The organism is Arthrobacter sp. Leaf141, from assembly GCF_001424565.1.
Taxonomy (GTDB): domain Bacteria; phylum Actinomycetota; class Actinomycetes; order Actinomycetales; family Micrococcaceae; genus Arthrobacter.
This window is the reverse complement of the sequence record NZ_LMOL01000011.1, coordinates 113,613-133,290: the sequence shown is the minus strand read 5'-3', so window position 1 is coordinate 133,290 and position 19,678 is coordinate 113,613. Positions and strand designations below refer to the sequence as shown.

Below are 19,678 nucleotides of genomic sequence, written 5' to 3'. Positions count from 1 at the left end.
CGGGTGCGGTCCGGAAGCTACTGCTGGCCGCCGCAGAGCGAGCTGAACGTGGTGCCGGCTTCCTGGTAATCAGCTGACAAGTCAGCGAGCTTGTCCTCGTCGGGGGTCTCCTTGGCCTGCTCATCAGTGAATTCGAGGATGGATTCCAGTGCCGGCTTCAGGTCGTCGGACGCAACGGCGTGGATGGGCCGGATCTGGTTGGCCAGGCGGTTCATGCCCGTCTTGCCGGCGTTGTTGGCCGGGCTGGACACCACTGCCTGGATCCGCTCGCAGGTTTCCTGGGTGGTGAGCTGGTTCGAAGCGGTGCAGGCCGTGGCTGAGACGGCCAGTCCGGCGGCAAACAGGGCAATGGTGAATTTCTTCATGGATCCCTCAGTAGTTGATTGAGGTTTCGATTGTAAGCAGAACAGCGCCTGATGCGCCTTGCCGGGCAGGTCGCGGCGGCGCAACAAAGCGGCGGCAGGCACGATAGTCCCGGCCCGCCGCCGCTCAAGGTTGCCCGCTTGGTGCGCCGCTAAACGGTGCGGGGTGCCTTGGCGAGGTTCGCCTCAAGCTCGGCGGCGTTCTGCCGGACCACGTAGGCCGGGCGGTCGCGCTCCACGCGCCAGGATTCGGACAGCGGGCCGATATTGACCGTGTCGAAACCGAACTCGTCATACAGCTTTGCCACCAGGTCCGAGCCCTCCGGAAAGTCGCTGGCCGTGGCCAGCGCCCGCCGGTTTTCGGTTCCTGCAGGGGTGCCCCCGGAGATGTCCTTGGCCATGATGTGGTTGAAGCCTTTGGCCACCTTGGACTCCGGCAGGTGCTCCTGGAGCATCCCCGCAGTGGTGGCTTCGCCGTTGTCGAGGGCGGGGACGCGGCCGTCCCGCTCCCAGTAATAGTTGTTGGTGTCGATCACGATCTTGCCGGCCAGCGGCGCCACCGGAATGTCCCGGTAGTTCTTCAGCGGCACCGTCACCACGGCGAAGTCGCCCGCCTCTGCCGCCTCGGCCGCGGTTGCCGCCCGCGCCCTGGGGCCGAGTTCCGCCACGAGGTCCGCCAGGGTTTCCGGCCCGCGGGAGTTGCTGATGACCACGTCATAACCGGTGGCCACCGCCTTCCGGGCTACCTGGCTGCCGATGTGTCCTGCTCCGATGATTCCAATAGTCGTCATATGGGGGCCAACGGCGGACCGGGCGCAGATATTTCAGTCCGGCCCGGGGAATAAACCAGCGCCCCGGCGGCTACTGTCCCAGATAGCGGCCTGGCCGGTGGTTGAGCGCCAGGATGAGGTTCAGGAGTGTCGCACCAGCCGCCGACAGCAACACCATGGGCACCGGAACCAGCGCCAGCGACGCCAGCACAATGGCCACGTCCAGGACCATCTGCACATAGCCCGCCCGCCAGCCCAGGCGATCCTGCAGAATCAGCGCCAGGATGTTGAAGCCCCCAAGGCTCGACCTGTGCCGGAACAGGATCAGCAGGCCAACCCCGGCCAGCAGGTTCCCGGCCACCACGCCGTAGGCGGGCTGGATGTCCAGGGCGCCCAGGAACAGCGGGTGCAGGCTGGACATGACAGACACCAGGGCGATGGCCGCACCGGTCCGCATCGCGAAGTCCCAGCCCTTCTTCCACACGGCCAGGATAAAGAACGGCAGGTTCACGGCCACAAAAATGACGCCGAAGGGTACCGTCACGGAGTAGCTGAACAGCAGGGCCAGGCCGGCCGTTCCACCGGTTACCGCCTCGCTGGATTTGAGCAGGTAAAGGCCCAGGGATGCGGAGAAGGTCCCGGTGAGGATGCCAAGGATGTCTTCCGCGGCAGTATGGCGGAAGGTGGCAGGCCCGCCCTGCGCAGGGGCAGGTTTCTCGGCAGCGGAAAGTGTGGCAGCGGGAGTGCTCATGCGGCGGCGAACCCCGCGCGGTGGCCCAGGACTGCCAGCACCCGGTTGTTGGTGGCGGTGTCCGCCAAAGTGATGCGGACGCCGTCGCCCGCGTATCCCCGCACCAGGATGTCCGCTGCGCCCAGCGCTGCAACGATGTCCTCCCGGAGCGCGTCCGAGGCCCGGATCCAGAAGAAGTTGGCCTGGCTGTCCGGCAGGTCCCAGCCTGCCAGCCGCAGGGCGGCCGTCACGCGGCTGCGTTCCGCGGCCACGGCCCCGGTGCGTTCGGTGATTTCGGCGTCGGCGGCGAGGGACGCCACCGCGGCCGCCTGGGCCATCCGGTTCACGCCGAAGGGCACGGCGGTGCGGCGCAGTCCGTCCGCAATCTCCGGCCGGGCGATCGCGTAACCAATCCGCAGGCCGGCCAGCCCGTACGCCTTGGAGAAGGTGCGCAGGATGCACAGGTTCGGGTGCCGGCGGTAGAAGTCCAGTGAATCCACGCCCGGCCCGCGCTGGAACTCGATGTAGGCCTCATCCAGTACCACCAGCACATGCGGGGGAACGGCGGCGAGGAAGTCGTCAAGGTCCGCCGCGCCGATGGAAACGCCAGTGGGGTTGTTGGGGGAGCAAAGCAGTACCACGCGGGTGCGCTCCGTGATGGCCGCTGCCATGGCGGGCAGGTCGTGGTGCTCGTCCGCCCGCAGCAGGACCGGGACCGATACCGCGCCGGCCACCGTCACCAGGATGGGATAGGCCTCAAAGGACCGCCACGCGAAGATTACCTCGTCGCCGTGCCCGCACATTGCGGACAGGATCTGCTGCAGCACCCCTGAGCTTCCCGGACCGGCCGCCACCTCGTCCGGTGTGACGCCGTGGTGTTGGGCAATCGCTTCGCGGGCCTCCACCGCCCCCATGCTGGGATAACGGTGGATCCTGCCTGCTTCCGCGCCCAACACGTCCAGCACGGACGGCAGGGGCGCGAAGTGGCTCTCATTCGAGGCCAGCGCCGCGGTCAGGTCAGTGAGGGCGCTCCTGCCGGCAACATAGGCGGGCAACTGTGCGACGTCGGGACGCACCTTGGGTGCGGAAGCTTCGGGAAGGATGCTGGTCATGCAAGTATCGTCTGGCATTCCGCCGGATGTGCACAACACAGGGCAAATCCGCAGGACAGATCAAATTCTTTGTTGGTTCTCCTGTGGCAAAATGCTCAGTATGCACCTTCTTGACCCGCTGGACGCAAAAATCCTGCTGTCGCTCGACGCCGACCCGCAGGCCACCGTCCTGTCCCTCTCCCGCACGCTGGGCGTTGCCCGGAACACCGTGCATGCCAGGCTCCGGAGGCTGCTGGGCGATGGCAGCCTGGCCCCCTTCAGCCAGCGGGTCCGCACCGAAGCGCTGGGCCTGCCGCTGATCGGGTTCATCTCGATCTCCATCAGTCAGTCCTCCAGCGACGCTGCGGTTGCGGCGCTGCAGACCATCCCCGAGATTATCGAGATGCACGCCACCACCGGCGATGCCGACCTCCTCGCCAAAGTGGCAGCGGCGGACCCGGCCGGGCTGCACCGGATCACCAACAGGATGCTGGCGATCGACGGCGTCGTCCGCACCAGCACGGCCATGTCGCTGGTGGAGGTCATGCCCGTCCGGACGCTGCCGTTGCTGGAAGCGGTGGCCGGCGGGGCCTGACCGGAACGGCGCTGGCCGGCCGGCACTGCAGGGGAAACCTCACACCAGGTCATCCAAGGCATCGATCAGCGCATCCACAAACGCCGTCAGGATGGCCGGCTGGGCGCGTCCGGTCATGGTCTGGATCTGCCCCTGCCGCTGCCGCAGCACCGGATGGTCCAGCCGCACGGTCACCAGGTCCTCGCGGTCCCGACGGTCCAGCGACAGGCCGGCCACCAGCGACACCCCCACCCCTGCGCGGGCAAACTCGATCACCGGGTTGATGTGGTCGCTCTGCAGGGTGATGGCCGGGACCAGCCCCTCGATCTGCATGGCCAGGTCAAACAGCTCCCGCTGGCTGGAGCCGGGCGCTGTCACCGCCAGTTTGTACCGGCACAGGTCCTTCATGCTGGCGCTGGGCTGGGTGGCCAGCGGATGGTCCGGGGCCACCAGGGCATAAGCCACCGGCATGGGGGTGGAATGCTCCACCGTCACGCGCGGCTGCGGGCCCAGCGAAAAAACAGCCGCCACGTCCGCCTCGCCTTCGGCCACCCGGCGCGTGCCCTCCGAGGAGGCCACCACATCCAGATGGAACTCGATGTCGTTGTGCTGGCGGCTGAAGCGGGCAATCGCGGACGGCACCCACACCCTGGCGAACCCTTCGGCACAGACCACCCGCAGGGTGCGGGTTTTCCGCTGCACGGAAACCAGGAGCTCCTCGCGGACTGCGGCGCCCTCGGCCTCTGCCCGCCGGACGTAGGCCTGAAGCAGCCGGCCGGCCTCCGTGAGCTCCACGCCGCGGGCGTGCCGCGTGAACAGCGGGGTGCCCAGGGACGATTCCAGCTTGTTGATCTGGCGGCTGATGGCGGACGCGGAGACGTGCAGTTTTTCCGCCGCTTGCGTCAGCGTGCCTTCCTGCGCCACCGCATCGAAATACAGCAGGCCTGGCGTCAGCATGTTCATGCGGCGGCTCTTTCACCGTGAGGTTTGCGTTGAAGTCAAAGCTGGTCGACAAAATGATACTGGTTGTTTGCCGTGGGGCCATTTAGCTTTGGACCCGGGAACGTAATCGATGAACGGAAAATGATGCAGCAACGCAATGATCTCTTGGCAGCAGCGGCCGACTTCGTGGATTCCGGCACGTTTGAGGCGGATCTGGCGCGGCTGGTGGCTTACCCCACGGAAAGCTCCACGCCGGAAGGCAGGGTTGCGCTGAAGTCATACCTGGACGACATTATTGAACCCGCATTCCTGGCCCTGGGGTGCACGGTGGCCCGTCATGACTCCTGGCGCGGCGGGCTGAACTCCTTCCTCGTGGCCACCCGGCACGAGGGCGCCGACCTCCCTACCGTCCTTTGCTACGGCCACGCGGACGTGGTGGACGGGCAGGACGCCGGCTGGACCGGGGGCCGCAGCCCCTGGACACTCAGTGCCGAAGGGGACCGCTGGTACGGCCGCGGTTCGGCGGACAACAAGGGCCAGCACTGGATCAATATCGTGGCCCTGCGGCTTCTGCTGGAACGCCGGGGCAGCCTCGGTTTCAACCTGGTCTTCCTGCTGGAGGGCGCCGAGGAAATCGGCTCCCCGGACCTTGCCGAGTTTGCTGCCGAACACCGCAGCGACCTGCAGGCGGATGTCTTCATCGGCTCGGACGGGCCACGGCTGGCCGCCGGCAGCCCCACGGTTTTCCTGGGCGCCCGGGGTGGCGTCAGCTTCGATCTGGTGGCGGACCTGCGGGCCGGCTCCTACCACTCCGGTAACTGGGGCGGTCTGCTCCGGAACCCGGCCACCACCATCTCCGCCGCAGTGGCATCGCTGGTGGACGGCCACGGGATCATCAGGTTGCCCGAGCTGCTGCCCACCGGCATTCCGGAATCCGTGGCCGGGGCCCTGGAATTGATTGACCTGGTCCCCAACCCTGGCGATCCCGCCACCGATCCCGGTTGGGGGGACGGCAGCCTGAGCCCGGCCGAGCGCCTGTACGCCTGGAACACGCTGGAGGTGCTGGCCCTCGGCGCCGGCAACCCGGACAAACCGGTCAACGCCATTCCGGGCTCCGCACGGGCATCCCTGCAGCTCCGCTTTGTTCCCGGGACGGACACCGCGGGCCTTGAAGCGGCGGTCCGGCGGCACCTGGATGCCGCCGGCTTCACCATGGTGGACGTGTCCATGGGCATGTCCTTCCCAGCCAGCCGGCTGGACCCGGACAATCCCTGGGTTGCCTGGGCGGCCGGTTCCCTGGCGGCCACCACCGGGTCCCGGCCGGTGGTGCTGCCGAACATCGGCGGTTCCCTGCCCAGCTTTGTTTTTGCGGACGTCCTGGGCCTGCCCACCATCTGGATCCCGCATTCCCATCCAGGCTGCCAACAGCACGCCCCGGACGAACACCTGCTCGCCGCCGTCGCGCGTGAGGGCCTGCAGCTGGCCTGCGGCTTGTTCCACGACCTTGCTGCCGCGGCCACCCCGCTGGGGATGGCTGCCACCGAATCCGCCCGCTCCGCACCCTGAAACCACTGGAGTCCCCATGAGCATCCCGCAGCAAAAGAACCAGCCCCGTCCGGCCGGTCCCCAGGAAACCGCCGACTCCGGACCGTCAGCCACCCGGGGCATCGTCGCGGCCACCATCGGCAACGCCCTGGAATGGTTCGACATTGCCATCTACGCCCTCCTGGCCATCTACATCGGCCGGAACTTCTTCCCCAGCGACGATCCAGGGGTGGAACTGATCCAGGCCTTCGCGGTGTTCGGCGTCTCGTACCTGATCCGACCCGTGGGTGGCTTGGTGCTGGGCGCGTTTGCCGACAAGCACGGACTGAAAAAAGGCCTCACGGTCACCATCCGGCTGATGGTGGTGGGCACCGCCCTGATCGCCTTTATGCCGAACTACCAGAGCATCGGCATCCTGGCGCCGGTCGGAATTGTCCTGGCGCGGCTGATCCAGGGGTTCTCCGCCGGTGGCGAGTTCGGTGCCGCAACGGCGTACCTGATCGCGCAAAACGGCAAGCGCAAGGGTTTCCTGGGCAGTTTCCAGTTCGCCAGCCAGGGGTTGGGCAGCCTGCTGGCGGCCATCTTCGTGGCCGTGCTGACAACCGTCCTTTCCGATGCGGACATGACGGCGTGGGGCTGGCGGATCCCGTTCCTGTTTGGCCTGCTGGTGGGACCGGCGGGCTTCCTGATCCGCAGGAACATGCGGGAGGTTCCTGTGGCCGTGGACCCCGCCAAGGACGGGCGTGAGCACTCGCCGGTCAAGGAAGTCTTCGCCACCCAGAAAACCGGCATCCTGCTGGCCGGTGGTGCGCTGGCAGTCTCCACGGCCCTGAACTTCATCCTGCAGTACATGCCCACGTTTGCCATCAAGGAACTGGATATGGAGCCGGGCATCGCGTTCACCTCCCTGATCATCACCGGCGTGATCCTCACCTTCGGGACCCCGCTGGTGGGCCACCTGTCGGACCGGTACGGGCGCCTGAACATCATGGTTCCCACGGTGATTGTGCTGATGATCGGCGTGGTGCCGCTCTTCCTCTGGGTGATCACGGCCCGCTCGTTCCTGGTCCTGGCGCTGGTGATGACCATCCTCGGCCTGCTCAAGGCTGCCTACTTCGGGGCGCTGCCGTCAGTGATGTCCGATGCGTTCGATCCGCGGACCCGGGCCACCGGCCTGTCCTTCAGTTACAACACGGCAGTGGTGGCCTTCGGCGGGTTCACGCCGATGATTGCGGCGTTCCTGGTGCAGCAGACCGGGCAGGCTGTGGCCCCCGGCTACTACCTTGCAGTGGTGGCAGTCATCAGCCTTGTGGCGTTGGCCTCCGGCGTGAAGCTCCGCGGGATCCGCTGAGGCGGGACGGCCCGACGCAGCACGCCTGCGCCAGTAGGCGTGCCGGGGCCGGGCTGTCCGCAGTGCCACGGGGTTATGGACAAGCAGCCGCAGCCGTGAATCGTGAGAGCATCATTGAGTGACCGACGACACTTCGCTTGAACTGCCGCCCCTCTACGAATCCCTGACCTGGCTGACCCCGCTCTCGGAGGAACGCGCTGCACGCCTTGTGGCGTTTTTGTCCAACCCGGCACCGGCTGAGGTGCTGGACATGGGGTGCGGATGGGGTGAACTGCTGCTTCGGGTTTTGACGTCGGCCCCGCAGGCACGGGGACGCGGGGTGGACAGTGCTTCCGCATCCATCGACCGGGCGAGGGAACAGGCGTTGACCCGCGGGCTGCTCGACAGGGCGGTGTTTGATTCGATGCCTGGGCGGGAAGCCCAGGTTCGCCCCGCAGACGCTGTCATTTGCATCGGCGCGAGCCAGATCTGGGGGCCGCCGGTCGAGGACGCCCAGCCGCTCGACTACGCCGCGGCCCTGCGCGCCCTTCGGGCTTTGGTGCTTCCGGGCGGCCGGCTCGTCTACGGCGAGGCGATCTGGTCAGCAACACCTCATCCGGCGGCCACCGCCCCTCTGGCTGGACGTGACGACGAGTACCTGTCAGCAGATGCGTTGCGCCAGCAGATCTGCGCCGCTGGTTTCGAGGTGGTGGACAACGACCAGGCAAGCGTTCAGGAGTGGGACGTGTTCGAGGCCGGCTTCCGCGACAGGTTTACCCGTTGGCTGGAAGCACATGATGCGGACCATCCCGCCGCGGAGCAGGTCCGTCGGCGATACGAGGAACAGCGCGCTGCCTACGAAGAGGGCTACCGGGGCGTACTCGGGATGGCGTATTTCTGCCTCAGGGGGTAGGAGACCCCTGAGACTCACCGATCGCGGAAACCGTAGAGGCTTCCGGGGTTGAGAAACTGCCGCCCCCACAGGAGGCGCCGGTCGGCGCTGGTCAGCATTCCAAAGTCCGCAGCCTCCGCCCAGTGCTCACGAATAGCGTCCTCGATTCGGGCAACGATGGTGTTGGCCTCATCCCTGGTCAGGTCATAGAGACTACGGACGGCGATGAGGTCAGATACGTTGTTCCGCCTTGTCCCTTTCCGGTCATATGCGATGGCCTGCGAAGCCGTCTCTCCGCTACGCCGCATGGGCGAAAGGTCATAGGCGGGGCTGAGTATGGCTACGGATCCGTCCCAGAGCGCCGCGTGGTTCCGAAGGTGGTCGTCGGAGTTGGAGATTGCCATGCTGAACGCGATGCGTCCGAAGAGTTCGGCGGCAGTACCCTCGGGCGCACCGTTGCTGCGAAGAGCGTCCAGAAACTCGACATAACTGCCGCTGCGCGCCTGCAACTCGTCCAAGCCGGTCAGGGTCAGGGCGCTCGTCGCAAGGATGCGCCCGCCGTCGTTCGTTCGGTCGAATCGCTCAACCAGCAAGACAACCCGGCCGAGGACGCTCTCGACGCGGGTTCGAGCGACGTTGAGCCCCGCCTTCCCGGCGAGAAACATGCTCGCTGCCTCTGCCCCGACCACCGGGAAGTGGTCGTTGGACGCGGTGAACTTCGCTATGTACTCGCGACCAGAGTCGTGGATGACGGACTTCGGGCGCGCCCCACCCATCGCTGTACCGCTCAGGAGGGCCCGCTCGAGTTCGAACGGCAGATCGCCGCCGGCTTCAATGAGGTCTGCGGCGTCCAGGAGAGTTTCCAGCGGGGCGGGGGCCGCGGCACGCGGGACGTAGTCGATGACTGACCTCTGGAAATCGATGGCGCCGAAGCGGTTGGAGCCGGAGTTCAAGAGATATGTGCGTTCATCAAGGTCACCGGTGTCGGCGTCGTCACCGCGGTCACCGGTGACTTGGTACTGAACGACGCGCCGCCCCCAGGCATCTGGCGAAGCGTCGCGCAGGGCCCCAGGTAACCCCAGTGACCCGGTGGGCCCGAACGTTCGCTCGGACAGCGGGAGGGTTGGAGCCAGGGAGATGGCGTTTCGGCGCTCCAGGTACCGCCGACCGTAGTCGAAGGAGAACTGGCCGGGCGCACCCTCTCGAAGACGGCCAGCGGGCACCGGTGCGGTGGCCTCGGGCAGCCACGCCCAAACATATATGTCAGAAGTCGAGGCCATCGTCTTTGTCCCGCTTCTTGTCGACGCGTGTGGGAAGCAGTGCGAGTCGTTCCTCGCCTCGTCGGCGGAGCGCGATGAGTTCACTGGGGTCGTCGACCCCGAACAGGGGGACGCCAACGATCGACGCAACATTGAACACGTTGCCGATACTGCCCGCGGCGCTTCCGTGCTCGATGGCCGCAAGGGTTTTCCGCGTAATGCCAGCTGTGCCAGCGAGGTGCTCGGCGGTCATCCCTCGCGCAACGCGCGCCATCCGAATTTGCTGCCCGAGCACGGCAACCGCGTCCTCGGCAGTGCGGGTTAGACCAAGTTCTCGACGTCCCATGGGTAATAGTTTACCCCTAAAGCACACTTATGGGTAAACTATTACCCATTCAAGTTTGTGCGAGAAGGTGGCCATCAGTGAGCGCGTCGTCGTCGCGACAGTTGCCTTTGACCTGCCGGGCGCCAGGGTGGGAACTGTACGTAACGGAACAATTTCTCCCATTTCCTCACGGCAAACCATTGACCTCGTCAAGCAGCACCTGATAAAACAAAAAGGCAGAAAGCGTTTACTGCTGCTGTAAAGCCCCTGTCAAAAGTAGTGACAGGCGCCTTTCGGCCGAGAAATGAAACGTTCCAAGCTCGTTAGCGCGCCACCTCAGGTGCCGCAGCATCAAAGGAGATGTTCTTTTGACCTATCCCTCGCACAACAAATCCCCGCAGGACCCCGGCTGCCGCAGTCGCGGCTGGAAAACCGTCCCGCTTGCGGCCGCCGCGTCGATAACGGCAGCAGCACTGGCCTTCACGGGTGTGTCCCTGGCCCAGGCCGCCCCGGGAAATCCGGGCCAGCCGGCAGCCGGCGCCACCGCGCTCAAGCGGCAGGTTGAAAACCTGGACCGGGCGCCCGTTGCGGTGCTGACAGACCAGGGTGTCACCTTGGGCTGGCGGATGCTGGGCCTGGACAAGGACAGCATCGGCTTCCAGGTTCTCCGGGACGGCAAGCAAATCACCAAGCAGCCCATCCGGGACACCACCACCTTCGTTGATCCCGCCGGTACGGCCGACTCGAAATATGTCATCAAAACCGTGGGCAACGGCAACGGCCAGGACAAACTCAGTGCGGAATTCACCCCGCTGGCCCAGGACTACCTGGCCGTCCCGCTGGACAAACCGGCGGACGGCATCGCCCCTGACGGCAAGGCGTACACCTACTCCGCCAACGACTCCAGTGTGGCGGACCTGGACGGCGACGGCAGCTACGAGATCATCCAGCTCTGGAACCCGTCCAACGCCCAGGACAATTCCAAGGCCGGGTACACCGGCAACGTGTTTGTCGATGCCTACAAGATGGACGGCACCAAGCTGTGGCGGATCGACCTGGGCCGGAACATCCGGGCCGGGGCACACTATACGCAGATGCTTGCCTACGATTTTGACGGCGATGGCAAGGCGGAAGTGGCCTTCAAGACGGCGGACGGTACCACGGACGCGGCAGGCACCGTCATCGGGGACGCCGCGGTCGATTACCGAACAAGCGCCGGCTACGTGCTGTCCGGCCCGGAATTCCTCACGGTCTTCAAGGGGGCCGACGGCACCATCATGGACACCGTTCCGTACGATCCGCCGCGCGGATCCGTGGCCTCCTGGGGGGACAACTACGGCAACCGGGTGGACAGGTTCCTGGCCGGCGTCGCTTACCTCGACGGCGAGAAGCCATCCATGATGTTCAGCCGCGGCTATTACACCCGGGCGGTCCTGGTCACCTATGACCTGGTGGACGGCAAGCTGGTGAAGCGCTGGACTTTCGATTCCGACGTCGCCGGCGACCAGTACAAGGGCCAGGGCAACCATAACTTGTCCGTGGCCGACGTTGACCAGGACGGCAAGGACGAGTTTGTCTTTGGCTCCATGACCATCGACGACGACGGAACCCCGCTGTACAACACCAAGCTGGGCCACGGCGACGCCATCCACACCGGAGACCTGGACCCGGCCCGGCCCGGCCTGGAAACGTTCGCGGTCCACGAAAGCATGAGCCAGAGCGGCAACCGGGGCGCCACCTTCCGCGATGCCGCCACCGGTGAGGTGCTGTGGAGCATCCCCGCCATCAAGGACACCGGCCGCGGCGCCACCGGCGATATCGACCCGCGATTCCCCGGCTCCGAGAGCTGGGCCGTGGGTGGCGACGCCGCCTGGAACTCACCCGTGGGGTTCCTGATGTCAGCCAAGGGGGAACGGATCTCCGACAAAATTCCGGCCGCCAACTTCATGGCCTGGTGGGACGGCGACCTGCTCCGCGAAATTGTCGACCACAACTTTGATGCCGTAGCGGGCGTGGGCGTTCCCACCATCTCCAAATGGAACTGGGAAACCGAAACCAGCGATAACCTGCTGACCGCCACCGGCGCCCGCACCAACAACCACACCAAGGGCAACCCGTCGCTCCAGGCTGACCTCCTGGGCGACTGGCGGGAGGAACTGGTCTTCCCGTCGACGGACAGCACCGAACTGCGGATCTACACCAGCACTTCACCCACCGAAATCCGGCTCCGCACCCTGATGCACGATCCCATGTACCGTACCGGCGTTGCGCGGGAGACCGTGGGCTACAACCAGCCCCCTCACCCCAGCTTCTACCTGGGCGAGGGCATGGCCACCCCGGCCATGCCGGCCGTGACCTATTCCGGCAGCGGCGAGTAGCAGCAAGCAGAAACCTGCGGGCCAACCGCACCGGCTTTTACCTCATGGCGCCGGTCGTCCCCAAAGGGGCGGCCGGCGCCGGTATTCCCGGGTTCGTCGGATATGCTCCCGTCATGCGTCTGGCGATCATCGGTGCCGTCCTGCTGGCCGCCGGCGGCGCAGCAGCCCTTTTTGGTGTGGTTCCGGCCGCTGATTTCGGGGCACTCGTTGAGCGCGTCGCCCCCATCCTGGTGTTTGTGGCGGCCATGACGGTGGTGACCGAGCTGGTCAGCGAGGCCGGCCTGTTCCAGCTCCTGGCCCGGCGTCTGCGGAAGTGGGGCCGGGGAAGCAGCGTCCTGCTGTGGCTGCTGGTGTCAGCTGCCGCCTGTGTGACCACCATCTTTCTGTCCCTGGACACCACGGCAGTCCTGCTGACACCCGTTGTGGTGACCCTGGCACGCCAGGCAAAGCTCCCGCCGCTGCCCTTTGTCCTCACCACCGTGTGGCTGGCCAATACGGCCAGCCTCCTGCTGCCCATCTCCAATCTGACCAACCTCCTGGCCCAGCACGCGATGGGAGGGATCACGCCGCTGCAGTTTGCCCGGCTCATGCTTGCGCCGGCGTTGGTGGCCATCATCATTCCGCTGGCGTTCATCGCAGTTGTTTTCCGCAAGGACCTGGCCCGGAAGTACCAGCCACCACTGGACGCCGCTCCGCAAAACGTGCCGGACCGGGTCCTGCTGTACGGCAGTGCGGGCGTTTTGGCCGTCCTGCTGGTCATGCTTGTTTCCGGGGTGCCGGTGTGGATTCCCTCGACGGGCGCGGCCCTCATGCTCGCCGTGATCTTCGCGGTCCGGAGGCGGGCAGTGCTCTCGCCGTTGCTGGTGCCGTGGTCGCTGCTGTTGTTCGCCTCAGGCCTGTTCCTGGTCATGGAAACAGCCCAGCACCTGGGGGCGCCCGCGCTGCTGTCCGCCCTGTCCGGCCAGGGGGACGACGCCGGGGAGCTGCTCCGCTTGGCCGCCACCGGCATGGTGGGCGCCAACCTGCTGAACAACCTGCCGGCCTACCTGGCCCTTGAAGCAGTTGCAGGGTCCCCGCTCCGGCTCGCGGCGCTGCTGATCGGCGTTAATGCAGGCCCGCTGATCACGCCCTGGGCCTCGCTGGCCACGCTGTTGTGGCACGACCGGTTGCAAAAAATGAACGTGTTGATTTCCTGGAAGGGGTTCGCCGTCTTCGGCCTGCTGGTGGGCCCGCTGACCGTCTTGGCGGCCGTCGCAGCCCTGGCACTGACGGCCGGTTAGGTGCGGGCGGTTTTGGAACGGCAGGTTAGGGAAGGGGCGGTTCGACAACCGCTGTTAGGGAACGGCCGACGCCGGACCCGCCCCCGGCAACCCGGAGGCGGGATCGCGGCGCAGGGTCAGGGCTGGCGCAGGTTGTTGTTGATGGGCGGCAACGGGACCGCCGGCAATCCGCCGTCTTCGCGCTCGCCCTTGCTCGCAAGGTCTCCCTCAGCCGTACCGTCGGATTCTCCGGACGTGTCCACCAAACCGTTCGTCTGGTCAAAGGTGTGGCCGATCCTGTCATCCCCCAGGTCGGCGACGGAACCCGCCGAGCCAGTGCCCGGCGTTGTGCTTTCCACCGGAACGTCCACCACGGGGGTGGCGGCCGGACTGCCGGCCCCAGCGGCCGGCACAGGTTCCACTGTGACGGGAGGAACGGTTCCCCGTGTTGTGTCGTCCTGCTTTGAAGTGGCGGCGCCCACGGCGGCAACGGCGCCGGCGGCGGCTGCGACGCCCAAGCCTGCGGCTACGGCTCCTGAGATGCCTGCCTTGCCGGAATCCCCACGCGAACCGGCGGCGTCCTCGACGCCGGGCGTGCCCACGGTCCCGCCCTGGTCCACGGTCCCGCGCCAGGCTCCGCTGGCGTAGCCTTCGTCCTCGATGAACTCCTTGAAGCGCTGCAGGTCGGCCTCGGCCTGGCGGTCCACGACATTGAGTTTGTCACCGACTTTTTCGATCAGGCCTTCCGGTTCGTAGTCGAGGGTCAACTGCAGGGACGTCTGACCGCCGCCCACATCCTCGAACTCCACGGCGCCAGCATTGGTGGCACCCTCGGTTGCCGCCCAGGCAACCCTGCGGTCCACCACCTGCTCCAGGATGCGGGCCTCCCACTGGCGGCGGATGCCACCGATCTCGGCCACCCATTCCAGCCGGTCGTCGCTGAGCTGCCGGACACTCTTGACTCCGCCCATGAAGTGCGGGAACTCTTCGAACTGGGTCCACTGGTTGTAAGCAGTGCTGACCGGAACGTTGACCAGAATGCGTTTTTCCACCTTGGTGCTCATCGCTACTCCTTTGCTGTCTACACGAACCTGAGGAACATTCGAACATTCATCAGTATGCTTACCATATAGTGTCGAAGACCCGGATTCCAGAGGGGCCGGAGGGGATCAGGTTTGGCGACAGTCCCGGTTGGGTGTGAAGGCGGGGCCTGATTTCTCCGGCAGAGCCGGTCACTGGCCGGACCTGTACACGATCGAGTCGAAGACGGTGCGCGCCTCGTTGGTCAGCTCCGGATTAATCGCTTCGTGGAATTGGACCACCCAGCTCACGGCGCGCTGCCCGTAGAGGTCGACCACCCGGTACGCTTCATGCTCTTCCCGGGTTGAGTACCAGCGTGTGCACTCGTTGGAGAGTTCTGAGTGGATGCAGAACTTGCCGCGGTCGCAGGCTGTGACGTCCACGTTGCCCTCGATGGCGTGGTCGAACTCGAAGCCGGAATAGTTGCCAACCTTGACCTCCACGGGAGGGGTGCTCGCCGTTGACGCCTGCGCCGTGACCGCGTCGACGAAGGCCTTGGCCGACGGATCGATCCGGACGAGAGCGCCCTCCCACGCGCAAGCGTCCGTCGGCACATAGCCGGCGGACCACCAACCCACGAAGACTGCCATGTCATCCGGGTGATCCGGGTCGTCTTTGCGCAGGCCATCGCCGTCTTCACTGGACCAGCCGGCTGGGACGGTGATCTCAAAAGGCACCGGGTAGCCGGGGGCGAGGACGAGGTAGGTGCCGGCGTCAATTTCGCCGCCGTCAGGCAGTGGCGGGATCGTGGCGGTGCCGCCGCCGTCCGGCCCCGGCGGAACCGCGCCAGCCTCGGTGGCCGGAGCAGGGGAGGGCAGGCGGGAGGCGTCCTTGGACTCATACTCGCAGGCGCCGAGACATCCGACCAGGGCGATTGCCACCAAGGGCACGAGATGACGGAAACGCCTGGCAGTCCTTCCGGGGGGCGTCACGGGGCGCATCGATCCACCAGGCCGCTACAGGAAACTGTGAGGCCCCGCAGCCGGGTGGCCCCGCGGGCGGCACGGGATAGTGCCGTCCATTCAAGTTTGCTCCGGCACGGAACCCGTGACAATGGAGAGTTGTACGGGACCCGTTTCGACGCATGCAATCCCCGAAATGACAGGCGCGCCGTGGCGGCGTTCAGATATGCCCATCCCTCCGCCAGGCACACCATACCGCCGCTGGATAGGCCGGACCAGAGCCCATGATCATGGGCTTCGGGACGCTTCCGCCAACGCCCGAAGGGCCCCTTTGGGCGTACCGGTGGCCGCGGTTCGGCACGGCGGTTCGGCACGGCGGTTCTGCAGGGCGGACGACGGCGGCACCCGGGTTCCGTTGCCGGCCCGGCCGAGTGCCGGCGTCGTCCGTCTTTGTGGTTCAGCGCAGGTGCTTGCCTATCAGTGCCAGGTTCTGGATGACGGCGAGGCCGAACTGGGCGGTGTCGTTGGTGGACACCGTTGGCGCCTCGTCCACCGGCAGCAGGACGTACGGGGGTTCAATGCTCCGCAGCGTAAACGCCGATTCGTGGTTGAGGTGCTCGCCGCCCTCGGCGAAGCTTTCCCATGCGCGGGCGGCCAGGTCCGGATCGTCCAGCCGGGCGGCGGCCCAGGCAGTCAGCCGGCTGTGCGCCTGGGTGAGGTAGATCCCGGGCAGCGGCAGGCCAACGGCTTCCTCCTGCTCCGCAGGCGTGGCGAGGAAGAGCCGGCAGTACTGCAGCCAGGCCCGTTCGAAGTCCGGGTCCTGCACCAGGTCCACCAGTTCGCTGCAGATTTCCACCAGGCCGAAGACCGCGCTGAGGTGGGACACCTGGATCAGGTCCCGGCTGGTGTCGAACCGGCCGGTGTCCAGGTTGTACAGCGCTTCGCCGGTGAGGAAGCCGTGCTTGAGTTTGCCGATGTCCGCCATGGTGCCCAGCAGCCGGTCGCGGGACCGCGGGTTGCCGGTGCGCTCCCAGTCGGTGAGCCAGGTGGCGGCCAACGAGCCCCAGTCCGTGCCAAGGCCCACGCCCAGCGCCGCGCGGTCCGGGCGGTACGTGTCGGCGTCGGGCCGGACCTTGCGGACGGGATCAAGCCCCAGGAAGTTCGTGTCGCTGTCCACCAGCTCCGTGAGCAAATCGCCGGTGCGTTCGTCGGCCGTGAGGTAGTAGTAGAACCGGCGGTAGGCAGGGGTGCTGATGCGCAGCTGCTTGGCGCTGCAGCCCCAGTGCTGGACGTTGTGCCGGGACCCCAGGCCGCGCCACGGACCCAGGTGGTAGACATCTACCTCGCCGGTGTGCCGGGTCATGGCTTCGGCGAACCGGAAGATGTCCGCCCGGCCCGAGCGCAGGTACGAATACCAGAGCCACAGGTCCGGGGAGAGCTCGGAGTTGTCCCACGCATAGCCGCCCACGTCGTACCGCCATACGTGCCGGTCGAAGTCGTAGGTGTGCATCACGTCGCCGTAGTTCCAGAAGCCGTACCAGCGGCGCTGCTCCACCTGGCCCTGGTAGAAGTCGAACAGGAAGTCCAGGCTGTCCTCAAGCTTGGCGCGCGCTGCGGTGCTGCGGTCCACGGGATCCCAGTCGCCGAAAACCCCCGCCGAATGCAGGTAGTCCGGGCCGGCCTGCAGCAGTGCCGGTGCGGCAGCCATCGCGGCGTCCGCGGCGAGGCTTTCGGTTTCCGGGGTGGCATCGTAGGCGAAGAGAGTTAACTCATGGGTGCGGGCAATGCCGGTGGGGTTGCCGAAACCGGGCTCGTAGTCCTCGTAGGTGATTTCAAGGCCTTCGAGCTGTTCGGCGAATGTGTCCTGCCCCAACCCGTCGTGATAGAACCGCAGGTCCATGGGCTGGGCTTCGGGGGAGTAGAGCCAGGCGGTCAGCGAGGCTTCCCCGGTTGCCGCGCCCCGGATGTCCAGCTGGCCCGGGTGGGACTGCCAGAAATCCTTGATGCCCACGCCCAGCCCGCCCCGGGTGTCCGTCAGCGAGCAGAACCCTGCGGACCGGGTTCCCCCGGAGATGCCCACCCAGGCATGCCCGGCGGCCGTGCGTTTCCGGAGTTCGAAACCGTCAGCGCTGAGCTGGGTCAGGGTGTAGTCGTTCCAGGCCGGGATCAGGTGCAGGCGTCCGGAAACCTCCGGGTTCCAGCTCTCCGCGGGCGGGGTGGGCCGGCCGGCAATCTGCGCAGCCCTGGTTTCTTCGCCGGGATCCCGGCGAAGGCCCGTCAGGCCGCGGACGGCCTCGGCCAGGAAACCGCCGTCAGCTCCGGCGATCCTGATGTGGCGGTTGTGCAGTTCCGCCTCCAGCGGCACCGTGAACCGGATCCCCAGCCCGGCCAGGAAGTCCCGGTCCGCATCGCCGTCCCAGATAAAGGAGTGCACCACCCGCACGCTGCGCGCGTTGGCTGAAAAGTAGAACCGCACCACAAACGGCAGCCAGTGGCTGCGTCCGCTGTCCGAGGCATCCGGACGGTGCCGGCCTTCAACGCGGACCACCGCCCGGACCGGGCCGTCCTGTTCCAGCACGACGGCCGTGACCTCGCCGGTGAAGGCTTCCCGGCTGGCCGTTCCGGCGCCCTCGGGGATTTCGTCCTGCAGCAGGCTGACCAGGCGGGCGTCCCGTGCCACGGCGCGGCCGTCACGGGTGAGGCTGTTGAACAGTGTGGTGCCGCTGCGCGGAAGGACCATCCGGAGCTTTCCGGTATCCACGGTGATGGCGTCAGGTGCTTCGGTGATGTGCAGGACGGGTCCGGGAGCAGGGGCGGCGGCAGCGGCATCACGGCCGCTCGTGTCGACGCCTGGCCCACCCTCGCCGACGCCTGGCACACCTTCGCCGGTGCCTGCTGCGCCCCCGCCGGTGCCTGCGGCGCTTCCACCGGTGCCTGCCGCGCTTCCACCCGCGCCTGCGGCGCTTCCACCCGCGCCGACGCGGTACCCCGCCGCCGGTGTACTGCTCGCCGGCAGGGCCAAGCCCGCCCATTTCAGGGATCCGTCAGGCCACGTGGCGAGGGTCCAGGCCTGGCTGGACACCGGTGCGCCGAGATCGTCCGTCACGTTGAGGAGTTCCGGGCCTGCCACGGAACCGCGGGCAAAGGGCATGCCCCACGTGGTGCCGCCGCTGATCTCAGCCGGCGCTTCGCCGTCGAGCCATCTGATGGGGGTATTGACCGTCATGGGATCCAAATCCGTAGGGAGGTGGTGCGCCGCAGACACCACTATCGTCCGGGAAAGCGCTTTCTGATTCGTTTCAATTTAGTCCGCTGCGACGGCCAAGGCAAGGGCCCGCCGCAGTCCGGTGTCTTCTTTCCGGCTGGATCGCTTTCCGCTCTGGCCGCGGCCGGGCAACTGTGCTTGGCTGATGATGCAGTGAGCAGCACCGTCGCAGCTCATCCGGCCGGTCTCCCATAATCGGTGCCCGCTACCGGCAGGGTCCGGCAGTCAGCACTCCGGAAACCAGCACCGCGGCAGCACGCCGCCGGAAGAATTGCGGCGGACTTTGTTGGCAGGATCCAAGCACGGCCGGCCTGAGCCGGCCACGGAAGGAACGCGCATGGCACAGTACAAGATCGGCTATTTCGTGGGGAGCCTGGCAGCGGGCTCCATCAACAGGATCCTGGCCAAGGCCCTGATCTCAGTGGCCCCGGACGACCTGGAGTTCACGGAAATCCCCATCAAGGACCTGCCGCTGTACAGCTACGACTACGACGCGGACTTTCCACCCGCCGGCCGTGCGCTGAAGGAGGCCATCGAAGCCTCTGACGGGATCCTGTTCGTCTCGCCCGAATACAACAGGTCCATCCCCGGTGCCCTGAAGAACGCCATCGACTGGGGTTCCCGGCCGTGGGGCACCAACTCATTTGCCCGGAAGCCCACGGGCATCATCGGCACTTCACCGGGCAGCATCGGCACCGCGGTGATGCAGTCCTCGATGCGCAGCGTGCTTAGCTTCCTGGACGCACCGCAGCTCAACGCCCCGGAGGCCTACGTAAAGTACGACGCCGGTGCCTTCGGCGACGACGGCGAGGTCAAGGACGAGGCCACCCGCAAGTTCCTGAGCCACTATATGGAGGAATACGGGGCTTTTGTTGAACGGGTCCTGGCGGCCAACGCGCCCGGCCATATCGGCGATGCAGAGCCTGACGAGGGCAAACTCTCCCGCTGACGAACCACGCGGCGCCGGCCAGGCC

The 19,678-nt window shown here is 66.6% G+C and carries 17 protein-coding genes; 7 read left to right on the top strand and 10 right to left on the bottom strand.

The features are described from left to right. Positions 1-17: 17 nt before the first annotated feature. The 4 genes from ASF72_RS10015 to ASF72_RS10000 all read right to left on the bottom strand — a co-directional run bounded on the left by ASF72_RS10015 (position 18) and on the right by ASF72_RS10000 (position 2,974). A complete protein-coding gene (locus tag ASF72_RS10015) occupies positions 18-365 on the bottom strand; it encodes a hypothetical protein (protein ID WP_050685031.1) in 348 nt (115 codons plus the stop codon). A gap of 149 nt (positions 366-514) precedes the next feature. Further along, the gene (locus ASF72_RS10010) at positions 515-1,153 is read right to left on the bottom strand and encodes an NADPH-dependent F420 reductase (protein ID WP_050685030.1); all 639 of its coding nucleotides are present in this window, start codon (positions 1,151-1,153) and stop codon (positions 515-517) included. Positions 1,154-1,223: 70 nt separating this feature from the next. Beyond that, positions 1,224-1,883: a YitT family protein gene (locus tag ASF72_RS10005; RefSeq protein WP_056598490.1), complete on the bottom strand. Its 660-nt coding sequence runs from the start codon at positions 1,881-1,883 to the stop codon at positions 1,224-1,226. After that, positions 1,880-2,974 carry a histidinol-phosphate transaminase gene (locus ASF72_RS10000; protein WP_056598487.1) on the bottom strand — a complete coding sequence of 365 codons (1,095 nt, stop codon included), beginning with the start codon at positions 2,972-2,974 and terminating at the stop codon, positions 1,880-1,882. The genes ASF72_RS10005 and ASF72_RS10000 overlap by 4 nt, the downstream gene beginning before the upstream one ends. A gap of 91 nt (positions 2,975-3,065) precedes the next feature. Here ASF72_RS10000 and ASF72_RS09995 point away from each other — a divergent pair, with 91 nt between their 5' ends. Further along, a complete protein-coding gene (locus ASF72_RS09995) occupies positions 3,066-3,548 on the top strand; it encodes an Lrp/AsnC family transcriptional regulator (RefSeq protein ID WP_050685027.1) in 483 nt (160 codons plus the stop codon). A 39-nt stretch (positions 3,549-3,587) separates the two neighbouring features. On the opposite strand, the gene ASF72_RS09990 is transcribed toward ASF72_RS09995, so the two are convergent. Further along, positions 3,588-4,490, bottom strand: coding sequence for a LysR family transcriptional regulator (locus ASF72_RS09990; protein WP_056598484.1), 903 nt, complete (start codon positions 4,488-4,490; stop codon positions 3,588-3,590). Between the two features lie 120 nt (positions 4,491-4,610). On the opposite strand from ASF72_RS09990, the gene ASF72_RS09985 reads away from it, so the two are divergent. From ASF72_RS09985 to ASF72_RS09975, 3 genes are all read left to right on the top strand, one after another. Beyond that, positions 4,611-6,035, top strand: a complete 1,425-nt coding sequence (locus tag ASF72_RS09985; protein WP_050685025.1) for a M20 family metallopeptidase — start codon at positions 4,611-4,613, stop codon at positions 6,033-6,035. A 16-nt stretch (positions 6,036-6,051) separates the two neighbouring features. Further along, positions 6,052-7,365 carry an MFS transporter gene (locus ASF72_RS09980; protein ID WP_056598482.1) on the top strand — a complete coding sequence of 438 codons (1,314 nt, stop codon included), beginning with the start codon at positions 6,052-6,054 and terminating at the stop codon, positions 7,363-7,365. A gap of 118 nt (positions 7,366-7,483) precedes the next feature. Further along, positions 7,484-8,257 (top strand): SAM-dependent methyltransferase, encoded by a 774-nt coding sequence (locus tag ASF72_RS09975; RefSeq protein WP_056598480.1) that lies wholly within the window; start codon positions 7,484-7,486, stop codon positions 8,255-8,257. 14 nt (positions 8,258-8,271) lie between these two features. Here the strand turns inward: ASF72_RS09975 and ASF72_RS09970 are convergent, their stop codons facing one another. Both ASF72_RS09970 and ASF72_RS21260 read right to left on the bottom strand, forming a co-directional pair. Continuing rightward, positions 8,272-9,459, bottom strand: coding sequence for a type II toxin-antitoxin system HipA family toxin (locus tag ASF72_RS09970; protein WP_235504696.1), 1,188 nt, complete (start codon positions 9,457-9,459; stop codon positions 8,272-8,274). 40 nt (positions 9,460-9,499) lie between these two features. Next, a complete protein-coding gene (locus ASF72_RS21260) occupies positions 9,500-9,748 on the bottom strand; it encodes a hypothetical protein (protein WP_442854159.1) in 249 nt (82 codons plus the stop codon). A 440-nt stretch (positions 9,749-10,188) separates the two neighbouring features. On the opposite strand from ASF72_RS21260, the gene ASF72_RS09960 reads away from it, so the two are divergent. Both ASF72_RS09960 and ASF72_RS09955 read left to right on the top strand, forming a co-directional pair. Further along, complete coding sequence (locus tag ASF72_RS09960) at positions 10,189-12,198, top strand: rhamnogalacturonan lyase (protein ID WP_056598472.1); 2,010 nt, start codon at positions 10,189-10,191, stop codon at positions 12,196-12,198. Positions 12,199-12,311: 113 nt separating this feature from the next. Further along, on the top strand, positions 12,312-13,478 hold the full coding sequence (locus ASF72_RS09955; RefSeq protein WP_050685047.1) for an SLC13 family permease: 1,167 nt from the start codon (positions 12,312-12,314) through the stop codon (positions 13,476-13,478). Between the two features lie 116 nt (positions 13,479-13,594). On the opposite strand, the gene ASF72_RS09950 is transcribed toward ASF72_RS09955, so the two are convergent. The 3 genes from ASF72_RS09950 to ASF72_RS09940 all read right to left on the bottom strand — a co-directional run bounded on the left by ASF72_RS09950 (position 13,595) and on the right by ASF72_RS09940 (position 18,665). Further along, the gene (locus ASF72_RS09950) at positions 13,595-14,521 is read right to left on the bottom strand and encodes an SRPBCC family protein (protein WP_056598470.1); all 927 of its coding nucleotides are present in this window, start codon (positions 14,519-14,521) and stop codon (positions 13,595-13,597) included. Between the two features lie 168 nt (positions 14,522-14,689). After that, positions 14,690-15,418, bottom strand: coding sequence for a hypothetical protein (locus tag ASF72_RS09945; protein WP_327019593.1), 729 nt, complete (start codon positions 15,416-15,418; stop codon positions 14,690-14,692). 478 nt (positions 15,419-15,896) lie between these two features. Beyond that, entirely contained in the window at positions 15,897-18,665 is a 2,769-nt protein-coding gene (locus ASF72_RS09940; RefSeq protein WP_056598464.1) for an exo-rhamnogalacturonan lyase family protein, read from the bottom strand. A gap of 376 nt (positions 18,666-19,041) precedes the next feature. Between ASF72_RS09940 and ASF72_RS09935 the strand changes: the two genes are divergently transcribed. Further along, positions 19,042-19,653 carry an NADPH-dependent FMN reductase gene (locus ASF72_RS09935; RefSeq protein WP_056598461.1) on the top strand — a complete coding sequence of 204 codons (612 nt, stop codon included), beginning with the start codon at positions 19,042-19,044 and terminating at the stop codon, positions 19,651-19,653. Positions 19,654-19,678 lie beyond the last annotated feature (25 nt).